The sequence below is a fragment of the Acinetobacter sp. T_3_1 genome, assembly GCF_025377055.1.
GTDB classification, from domain to species: domain Bacteria; phylum Pseudomonadota; class Gammaproteobacteria; order Pseudomonadales; family Moraxellaceae; genus Acinetobacter; species Acinetobacter kookii.
The window spans coordinates 1-10,545 of sequence record NZ_JACHVD010000026.1 but is presented as its reverse complement, the minus strand read 5'-3'; the positions used below and the strand labels follow the sequence as shown (position 1 = coordinate 10,545).

General features: G+C 38.9%; 5 protein-coding genes and 5 pseudogenes (1 of these 10 only partly in view). 1 reads left to right on the top strand and 9 read right to left on the bottom strand.

Going from position 1 to position 10,545, the window contains the following annotated elements; genetic code table 11:
• The 5 genes and pseudogenes from H4I94_RS15160 to mtlD all read right to left on the bottom strand — a co-directional run.
• A pseudogene (locus tag H4I94_RS15160) lies at positions 1-242 on the bottom strand (IS3 family transposase) (it extends 1,063 nt beyond the left edge of the window).
• A 331-nt stretch (positions 243-573) separates the two neighbouring features.
• Positions 574-714 (bottom strand): transposase, encoded by a 141-nt coding sequence (locus H4I94_RS16350; RefSeq protein WP_180043564.1) that lies wholly within the window; start codon positions 712-714, stop codon positions 574-576.
• Positions 709-1,248, bottom strand: a pseudogene (locus H4I94_RS15155) (IS6 family transposase); the annotation flags it as partial. The gene H4I94_RS16350 and the pseudogene H4I94_RS15155, both read right to left, overlap by 6 nt.
• 61 nt (positions 1,249-1,309) lie before the next feature.
• Positions 1,310-1,390, bottom strand: a pseudogene (locus H4I94_RS15150) (IS6 family transposase); the annotation flags it as partial.
• Between the two features lie 342 nt (positions 1,391-1,732).
• Positions 1,733-3,874 carry a bifunctional mannitol-1-phosphate dehydrogenase/phosphatase gene (gene mtlD / locus H4I94_RS15145; RefSeq protein WP_086197751.1) on the bottom strand — a complete coding sequence of 714 codons (2,142 nt, stop codon included), beginning with the start codon at positions 3,872-3,874 and terminating at the stop codon, positions 1,733-1,735.
• Positions 3,875-4,132: 258 nt separating this feature from the next.
• On the opposite strand from mtlD, the gene H4I94_RS15140 reads away from it, so the two are divergent.
• Positions 4,133-5,542 (top strand): TIGR00341 family protein, encoded by a 1,410-nt coding sequence (locus H4I94_RS15140; RefSeq protein WP_261183626.1) that lies wholly within the window; start codon positions 4,133-4,135, stop codon positions 5,540-5,542.
• Positions 5,543-5,574: 32 nt separating this feature from the next.
• On the opposite strand, the gene H4I94_RS15135 is transcribed toward H4I94_RS15140, so the two are convergent.
• The 4 genes and pseudogenes from H4I94_RS15135 to H4I94_RS15120 form a co-directional block, all read right to left on the bottom strand.
• Positions 5,575-7,542 (bottom strand): BCCT family transporter, encoded by a 1,968-nt coding sequence (locus H4I94_RS15135; RefSeq protein WP_131274757.1) that lies wholly within the window; start codon positions 7,540-7,542, stop codon positions 5,575-5,577.
• Positions 7,543-7,742: 200 nt separating this feature from the next.
• Positions 7,743-9,002 carry a mechanosensitive ion channel family protein gene (locus tag H4I94_RS15130; protein WP_086197749.1) on the bottom strand — a complete coding sequence of 420 codons (1,260 nt, stop codon included), beginning with the start codon at positions 9,000-9,002 and terminating at the stop codon, positions 7,743-7,745.
• 371 nt (positions 9,003-9,373) lie between these two features.
• Positions 9,374-9,622 (bottom strand): annotated as a pseudogene (locus H4I94_RS15125) (STAS domain-containing protein); the annotation flags it as partial.
• Positions 9,623-9,637: 15 nt separating this feature from the next.
• A pseudogene (locus H4I94_RS15120) lies at positions 9,638-10,545 on the bottom strand (SulP family inorganic anion transporter); the annotation flags it as partial.

Genomic DNA, 10,545 nt, shown 5'->3' with positions numbered 1-10,545 from the left:
ATATCCCGTTCCTCTTCAGTCTGTTTAAGCTGACTTTTAAGACGTAGGATTTCTTTCTTTGCTTCGAGTAGTTCATGTTCATCAGAGTTGTTACGTAAAGGCTGTAGCGCCTTTAGCCATTTATAAATGCTGTGTTGTGATACACCTAAACGTTCCGCTACATCAGTGACAGAATATCCTCGTTCAGTAATTAATTTTATAGCTTCGTCTTTAAATTCTGGGGTATATCGTTGTCCACTCATAATGTTTTCTCCTGTGCAAAAAGAATAGACGATATTTGTCTAGGAGAGTGGTGGCAGTCCAAAAGATGGTTATGTGTGTCTAGAATTTTGGTGGCTATTCAGTGGCTATTCAGCTATTCAATTATCCAAGAGGGTAGTAGCTATCCCGTTTGTAAATTTGGTATATAATGTGATTCATTTCATATATAATACCTAGTAAATTAATAGGGATTAATTTCTCCACAGAAATAATCTTTAGGTTTTCAGCCTGCATTTTCCCCAAGATGCAGGTTTTTTTTGTGATTTAAAAGAAGTAAATTTAAGAAATAAAAGAGAATCTTTAAAAAGATAGCTAAATTCCAAATAAATTGTCACAGTAATCTTTAAACAATAGATCAATATCTTTAACCCTAAATTTTTTCCTAACCGATTTGACTTGAGCCCACATTTTTTCTATTGGATTTACGTCAGGGCTATATTTGGGTGTCCTGATGATCCGCTTTAGCTTGCCATGATCACTTTATTTTTGTACTTAACCTGCCTGTGCTCAAGGTCTGGTGGACATTTTCTTTCCTGTTTTAACCATGATAAAGCACGTCCATATGTGGGTGCTTTATCCGTATTAATCACCCGTGGAATTTGCCATTTCTTTACATTATTTAAAATTTTCCAAGAAAACAATAGGCTGATTTGGTATTACGTCTAGAAGAAAGGTAAAAATCAATGGTATGGCCACGTTGATCGACTGCACGATACAGATAAGACCATTGTCCATTCACTTTTACATAAGTTTCATTAATATGCCATGAGCTCAGATCACTAAGATTACGCCAGTACCAGCGTAAGCGTCTTTCTATTTCAGGAGCATAGTGCTGAACCCAACGTAAATAGTGGTGTGATCAACCTTTACACCACGTTCGGCAAGCATTTCCTGAAGTTCACGATAGCTGATGCCATATTTACAATACCAGCGCACAGCCCAAAGGATGATTTCGCCCTGAAAATGCCGACCATGGAAGGGATTCATAGGTTAAACCTTTAGCTAAAAACGATTTAGCTTACCATCAGCAGCTNTGAAGTTCACGATAGCTGATGCCATATTTACAATACCAGCGCACAGCCCAAAGGATGATTTCGCCCTGAAAATGCCGACCATGGAAGGGATTCATAGGTTAAACCTTTAGCTAAAAACGATTTAGCTTACCATCAGCAGCTATTTGCAACAGTGCCAACTCTAGACACACATAACCATTTTATGAAACTCCATCTGCACAATTGATTCAAAATTTAAGTTGTCAGTTTAGTATTTGGTTAGCTGTCGTTGTGCCTTTCTCAATTGCGTGTGGAGTTTTAGCTTATATTTTTATCAGTCACTTCAAAACTTAAATATTTTAAAAAATGAAGTCGGCTTGTTAAATTTATCCTTGGGAAATTATTGTACACATGAGGTCAAGCATGCTTGACCTCATAAATATGAGTTTATTCTATTCTGGTTAAATCCTATGACACAATCAGGTCAGGCTATGATCCATTTGCTTTGCTAGGTCTACACAATGAGGATTGTGCGTCTTATGTTTAGCCGGGAGCAATTGAGCTAACTGTGTTTCAATATTTCGCTGTAGGGTTTGCTGATGTTGCTCGTTTAATCCAGATTGCCCTAACTGAATTTTAAGATGTTCAATTGCTTCACCATAGCTAATATCTTTTTGCTGAATAGAGTAGTAGTAACCATATAAGGCACCTTGACTTAAGTTCTGGTAAGGTAAGCCCTGCTGAATATTACAAGCAATTGATCCCAAGACGCGTTCTGAAGCGGCTAACTTTCGTAAAGGATCACGTGCTACACGTTCACACGGATCTTTGTAGGCATTGACACAAGAATTAATAAAGCTTTTTGCCAGATCATCAAGATCATTTTTGCGATGTGGTAGGGTAAGGGTAAGCCCAGCCTTCACTTCTTCAAGAAGCCCCTCCATAAACTCTCTCACTTTTGGGTCTGCCATAGCTAAACCAATCGTTTCGTAGCCGAGGCGTGTTGCGTACCAGGTAGTCATGGCATGAACACCATTCCATAACCTGTTTTTTATCAACTGAATTTCCTGAATATCATCCACCAACACCATCTGACGCATTTTGCCTAGCAAGGGACTGTTATTTTCTACGTAAATCGGCATGTCCACTTCTGCATGGAATAGAATCAAGTCCATGGTCTGCAAAATATGGCTGGGTTTAAAGTTACTGCACATCTCTTCGACATACATTGAAGCTAACCTTTCCTGTTCAGGATTCAAACGGGTAGCATCTTCAATATCAGCATGATCAAGGTCGTGATCGAGTTGGTATTGCTTAAAAATGTTGTACTTAATACGCAACTGACGGTAAAGGTTTTGGTCGGTCAATTTGGAAACCATTCGGTTAACGACCGTATCACAGAAATAATGCTGCTCTAAAATCTGCTCAGCAATGTCTGGAGCTGTAATTTCAACCAGAGCGCTATGCACATGTTCAAGCAATAAGTGTTTAGCACCGATTTTATTTAAGATAATGAGGACGGTTAAAGGATTCGTGAACTGTTCATTATTGGCAATATGACGGGCATATAAGCCTTGGGCAATTGTTCTGGCCTCAGTTGCAATCGCCTGTTCCGGCAAGCAAACAGCTATCATGCTTGAGGCAATATACATCTCCTGCATCTGTTCAATATTACCCGCATCAATGATATGCATATTTTCAATACGTTCATCATAGGAAAGCTGGCCATAACGAATACAGTAACTGCCAAAGGCATTCACTGCTGAACGATACAAGGAATTATGGGTTGAGGCATAGATTCGCTTTGGACGTGTATAGCCATCCCAGTGGGACAGGATCTGTGCCATGAAGCCACCGCCAATCGCACCAAATCCATGAATGCCAACGGTCAATTGATTCAGACTTTGTGGAAAAGACTCTTGAAGTGTTGGCATTTCCAAGTTTAGTGTATGTTGATCCAATTGATGCAGGCAGTCATACATACTTTCAAAAAAGTAATCTGTTTTGGCCAGCATGTTGGAATTAGGTTCCTTGATGTCTTGTAGCAAGATGGTAACCCCACCAGCATTATAGGCTGAAGTAATACCATTTTCCGAATCCTCGAACATTAAGCATTCTGATGTAGGTAAATTGAGTTTTTCAGCAGCGGAAAGAAAAATTTCCGGATGTGGTTTACCTTTCTGTACTTCATCACCACACACCAGTACATCAAAGAATTTATAAACGTTGGCATTGATCAGATATTCTTCAGCAATTAAGCGACGACTTGATGTCGCAACTGCCATGCGTAAACCAGATTTACGTAAACGTTCTAGTACCTGTACCAACCCTTTTTTAATGGGTACACCTAAACTTCTGACACTTTCGAGTTCAAGCTCATCAGCTCGTTGTCGGATCTCTGCATAAGGGATATCGTCCCCATACTGCTGTTTGGCTAGTTGATGTGCACTACTTGCACTGAGTCCCAGACAAGCCATTAAATAAGCATCACTAAATGAAACACCGATCAATTCCTGAGATGCTTGCTTCAAGGTTTGAAAACGTAAACGTTCAGTATCAAACATGGTTCCATCCATGTCGAAAATTGCCCCATGAATAATATCATTATTAAATTTAAGCACTTATAATCCCTCTTACTGTAACACTACAATCTGACAAATCATAAGGAGAACTGATAACTTGATGAAACGATTATAAGAAATGAAACATTTATGTTTATTAATTAATCAATCGCAGGAGATATTAAGACTTTTTTGTAATTTTGAGTAAAGTTAGTTTTCTGGAATGTTTCATTTTCTCACTCTAAGGTAATCACGAGGACCAAAAATCGACTGAGATTAAAGGTCTTTCCACAGATGGATAAAAAGTAGGATGTTAAATTGACCAACACCTCTAATAAACACAACTCCTCCTTTAATTATACAAGTAGATTAAGACGTGCACGCCATCGCTTTAGTCTGCTGGCAGATAAGGCAGAAGATGATGAAATCGAGCGTCGTATTCGTGATGGGATTGAGCTATCAGGAGCCATTCCCTGGATTTTAATATTCGCTATTTTTATTGCATCAGTCGGATTAAATATCAATTCAACAGCCGTGGTTATTGGCGCAATGCTAATTTCTCCACTTATGGGACCGATCATGGGGGTGGGGCTGGGTGTAGCAGTTTATGACTTTAAACTGGTAAAACGGGCACTCTTCAACCTAGGTATTGCAACACTGATCAGCTTGGTCGTATCCACTCTATATTTCTCGATATCACCCCTCGATAATGCACAATCTGAACTTTTATCACGAACTAGCCCAACCGTTTGGGATGTGCTCATCGCATTATTTGGTGGATTGGCAGGAATCATTGGGATCACTCGAGAAGAAAAATCAAATGTTATTCCAGGGGTGGCGATTGCTACAGCATTGATGCCACCTGTCTGTACTGCTGGATTTGGTATTGCAACTGGACAGTGGAGCTTTGTTGGTGGTGCACTGTATTTATATACCATCAATTGTGTGTTCATCAGTTTGGCAACTATTATCGGTATCCGGATTTTAAGGTTAAAGCCACATAGTTTTGCTGACGAAAAAGTAGAAAGATGTGTAAAAATATCTTTGCTGATGATCGCAATAGTGACCGCAATTCCAAGTGCCTATCTGGCGACTAAATTAGTTAATGAAGAAGTTTTTAAATCAACTGCCAACAAATTCATTACACAAGAATTTACCTTTAAAGAAACACAAGTCGCCAGTTCAAAAATTGATAGCAAGACACGGACCATTGAGTTGGCTTTAGTCGGTTTGCCCTTAAGTCAGGCGACGTTGCAGAATATTGAAAGGAGACTTGCTGTTGCAAATCTCGAAGGAACTAAAATTATTGTGCATCAAACCAATGATGATAAGGTTGATGTGACTGCCTTAAAATCTGGGGTATTGAGTGATTTGTATCTGAATGGACAAGAAGCCCTGCGCCAAAAGGATGAACAGGTAAAACAATTACAGCAAGAATTAAGGGTGAAAAATGCTTTATTTGCCAATGCAAATGATGTTTTTGCAGAGCTACGTGCACAGCATCCCACTGTAAGCTCTATTTTTCTAGGACAAGGCATTGATTTACCGACTGATCCCAATCAAAAGCAAATACTGCAACTTAGTGTGAGAACATCTGAACCACTATCGAGTGAAGATCAAATTCGCATTGAAAATTGGTTCAAGGTTAGAATGAAGACGGATGCTGTACTATTAAATTTTTTGGTAAATCAAGATATTGTTAATCAAAAAGATAGCAGTTCAAACTAATACTTGTTAATTTGAACTGCTATGTAGATTGTTTAATTACGGACTACATTTAAAAAATACAAGTGGCGTTCGTATTGATCAATAATGTCCTGGAGTAAATCTTCTTGTGTCCATTCCATGACATTGTAGTTTTTCCCCCCTTCTTTTAGAAAAACTTCCGCTTTGTAATATTTCTGAGAGAGGCTACTTTCGTCATCGAGCATAAAACTCGGAGCTCGTGTTTCAGTAGCCACGACTTGATAGATGAAGTTGATTTCATCTTGATGATCTACTTTCAGTAATAGCCCCCCATCAACCTCACGGATTGAAACATCCAGATTCCGGCGCTGAAATTCATGTTTTATGTTCTGAAAAGCCTGATGAACATTCTGATGAATATAGGCCGTTACTTCGGCTTTAGAATGTGGGTAATGCATAATTAAACCTAGACGCTGTTGCCAGCTTCTTGGGTTTTGTATAGCTCGTGGTGTGATCCTAGCACTTTGTAGGGCCTGTACTTTTAAGACATCTAAACGTAGTGCCTTGATTAACCCCCAACACAATAACAGCATAATGAAAGTAAAAGGCAAGGCACTCATGATCACTGCAGATTGCAAGGCACTTAAACCACCAACGATCAGCAAGATAATAGAAAGAACAGCAATCACAGCTGTCCAGAACAAACGTTGCCAAACAGGGGAGTGCTCCGTTTTAGCCGTAAGGTAATCTGTGATCAAGGCTCCTGAATCAGCCGAAGTAACAAAAAACAGGAAGATCAGGAGGGTAGCAACCAGACTGGATACACTAGAGAGAGGTAAAGTCTTTAAAAATTCGAATAAGGCAACAGAAGAATCTTTTTCTACAGCCAATACTAGACTGGAATGATTTCCAAACAGAATGCTAAATAATGCAGCGTTCCCCATAAAACCCATCCAAACCAATGTAAATCCAGTCGGAATCAATAACACGCCTACAATAAATTCACGGATTGAACGGCCACGAGATACGCGGGCAATAAACATACCGACAAAAGGTGACCAGGAAATCCACCAAGCCCAGTACATGATCGTCCAACCTCCAATCCAGCCAGTTGGCTGATAGGCGTAAAGATTGAAAGTCATCACAAATAAATTGGAAACATACTGTCCAATATTCTGGATCGTGGTCTGTAAAATATAAATGGTTGAACTGGCGAAGAAGACGAAGAGGAGTAATATCACTGCCAAAATGATATTGAGCTCCGATAACCGTTTAATTCCTTTATCCAGCCCTAAAAAAACTGAAAAGGATGCAAGGATACTGACCACAACAATCAAAAGAATTTGAGTCTGCAAACTGTTCTGCAAACCGAATAAGTAGTTCAAGCCCGAACTGATCTGGGTGACTCCAAATCCTAATGTCGTCGCAATACCAAAAATGGTACCAATCGTTGCAAAGGTATCAATCCCATCTCCAATCGGTCCATAAATACGTTTGCCAATGATCGGATATAGACCTGAGCGAACTTTTAAAGGTAAGTTATGTCTGAATGAGAAATATGCCAGACTTAAACCTACCAAGGCATAAATTGCCCAAGCATGTAAGCCCCAATGGAAAAACGTAATTCTCATCGCCTGTTGCGCTGATTGAATGGTTTCGGGCGTTCCGGTTGGTGGGCTGACATAGTGCATGACAGGCTCCGCAATCCCAAAAAACATTAGACCAATGCCCATCCCCGCAGTAAAAAGCATGGCAAACCAGGAGCTGTTTTTATATTCAGGTTCACTGTGATCGGGGCCAAGTTTGATTTGCCCTATTTTCGATAAGGCAATACACGCGAGTACGATCAAAAATATTGCGACAGACAACACATAGAACCAGCTAAATGAATGGGTAATCCATTGATTTAGCTGCTGTGTAATCAGATCAAATGCTGCGGGCGTAAAAATCACAAATGTCAAAAAAACAGAAATGAGTGCAACGGTACTCAAAAAAACATTTGGATTGACATTATCAAACCAGGATTCGTTTTTCGAAGGCATAATTCCCCCCATATTTTGTATTGGAACAAAGCTCCAAAAGAAGAAAAATTATTAGATGAGCTACTTATTTAAAAGAAAGCAGCTCTCATGTTTAACTATCTATTTGATGTAAAGAACTAAACGGATTAGGTGCTAGAACTTCATTTAGTACTTCAGAATTGTTAGAGGATGGAGATTGCTGAGCTTCACAATATAATGCCTTAGTTATATTCAAGCCTTTCTGAAGTCGTGATTGCCAATTGCCTGAAGTCTGTACCGGAAGGTGCTTGATACAGTTTTAAGCCAAACTCAGGAATAATCGCAATTAAATGATCAAAAATATCTGACTGGATATTTTCATACTCCTTCCAGAGCGCGGTTTGAGTGAAGGCATAAATTTCTAAAGGTAAACCTTCGCTAGTCGGTTGTAACTGGCGAATAATCAACGCTTCTGTATTGTTTATGCTTGGGTGTTGTTTCAAGTAAAACTCAATATAAGCACGGAAAGTACCAAGATTGGTTAAACGACGGTGGTTATATTGAGACTGATTGACTAACTGCTGATTGGACTGTTCAAGTTCCTCATTTTTACTATTGAGATAGTGATCTAGTAATAAGAAATTTTTCAGCTTGTCTTGTTCTTGAGACGTCATAAAATGCACGGAGCTTTGATCGATCAGCAATGAACGTTTAATCCGTCTTACCCCCGCATCCTGCATGCCTCGCCAGTTTTTAAAGGTATCAGTAATCAGTTTGTTGGTTGGAATCGTGGTGAGTGTTTTGTCCCAGTTTTGTACTGTGACCGTATGCAAGGAGATATCAATGACATCACCATCTGCATTTAGTGATGGCATTTCAATCCAATCACCAATACGCACCATGTCATACGAAGAAATTTGTACAGATGCGACTAAAGACAAGATGGTATTTTGAAACACCAGCATCAATACGGCTGCCATTGCTCCAAAACCTGCCAGTAAAGTAAACACATCTTTATCTAGGAACGTGCCAATAATCATCAGGACACAGACCACATAAATAATCAGTTTTACTAACTGCAGGTATCCTTTAATAGGTTTGTTTCTAGATTTAGGATTACGCTGATAAATCAGGTTAAAAATATTGAGAAATTCTGATATTGCCAGTGCAATAGTCAAGAATATAAAAGCCTGTGTGCCCATTTGCACAAAATTTTCAACTTTATCTGACAGGTGAGGAACTGTAGAAATCCCATTCATGATCACCAGTGCAGGTACAATATTCGCTATACGCTGTATTACACTATATTGGGTAACGATGTCGTTATTGCCAAAGCCTGTTTTCGAAATAAGCTTGCGTATGCCACGTACAATGACTTGTTTGGAAAAAAAATTAGCGAGGATTGCCAAAAAAATCACAATACTGAAGGAGGAAACCATCTCTAACCAGGGGTATTGATTAGACCATTCTTGAAGATTTTGAATAAAGTTAAATTGTTGCAAAAGATACTCTCTTTAAGGTTTTAAATATTTAATTTACTGAGTAAAGGACATATCGCTTGATCTGCGAATCCCTCACACTCGACCTGTAAAGATGATGTAGTGTATCTGGCAGTGTTCTATTTTTAATTTAAAGTAACGCTTCTTCTACATTCTAAAATTTTGTTACATATTCTGGTTTTTAACTTAATCTACAAAATCCTTAAATTTATTAGTATCGATTCAATAGAATTTCAATATTCCAAGTTTATGAATATAAATATAAAAAAGCCCAACTAAGAATAGATGGGCTTTTAGAAACAGCATGTGGTTTTTGAATTAAAACTAATTATCTTTATTTAAGAAATTCTACCTATGAATAGAATTTCCTAACCTTAAATCTTGGCATGTGTCCCATATTTATCAATCATGATAGAACTTGCTTCATTTAAACTACGCACAGTAACCTTAATCCCGTTTTTCTGGAATTTGCAGACAACAGAGTCAAGCATCGCAACAGACGTCACATCCCAAATATGAGAGTGCGTCAGATCAATAATGACCTCCTTAACGTTCTCTTTAAAGTCAAAACCTTGCATGAATTTTTCAGAAGAACTAAAGAAGATCTGACCTCTCAAATCATANGAGTCAAGCATCGCAACAGACGTCACATCCCAAATATGAGAGTGCGTCAGATCAATAATGACCTCCTTAACGTTCTCTTTAAAGTCAAAACCTTGCATGAATTTTTCAGAAGAACTAAAGAAGATCTGACCTCTCAAATCATATAAACGGGCTGTTCCTTCAAAAGATGCTGTTACCTGGATATCATTTTCAAGTTTATTCGCCAAGAACAAGGCTGAAAGCAATACGCCCGTTAATACACCTAGAGCCAGGTTATGCGTAGCAACAACTACAATTACGGTCGCAATCATGACGATATTACTGCTCTTAGGATTATCTTTTAACTGAGTGACAGAACTCCATTCAAAGGTACTGATCGAGACCATGATCATCACCGCTACCAATGCAGCCATTGGAATCACTTTGAGCCAGTCACTAATAAATACAACCAGAATAAGAAGAAAAATACCCGCAGAGAATGTTGATAAGCGTGTAAGGCCGCCTGATTTTACGTTAATCATAGATTGACCAATCATGGCACAACCGGCCATGCCACCCATAAAGCCAGAAGCAATATTCGCAATCCCTTGTCCCTTACATTCCTGATATTTATCACTTGGCGTATCTGTCATTTCATCCACGATGGTTGCTGTCATCATCGATTCAAGTAAACCTACAGCCGCCAGTGCTACCGAGTAAGGCAAAATAATCATCAATGTTTCAATATTGAAAGGAATATTTGGAATCAAAAACATTGGAAGTGTGTCAGGTAAAGACCCCATATCACCCACAGTCCGTACATCAATTCCTAAAGCGATTGCCAGTAATGTGATCGCAATGATGCAGACAAGTGGAGAGGGGGAGTAATTTTCCTAATTTGGGAACCAAAGGAAAGAGATAAATAATCGCCAGACCTAAAGCAACCAGAGCATATACATGCCAG

What these genes read in the sequence shown, in the direction of transcription:
- H4I94_RS15135 (WP_131274757.1), bottom strand. Translation starts at nt 7,542, where the DNA reads ATGCCTTCGAAAAACGAATCCTGGTTTGATAATGTCAATCCAAATGTT.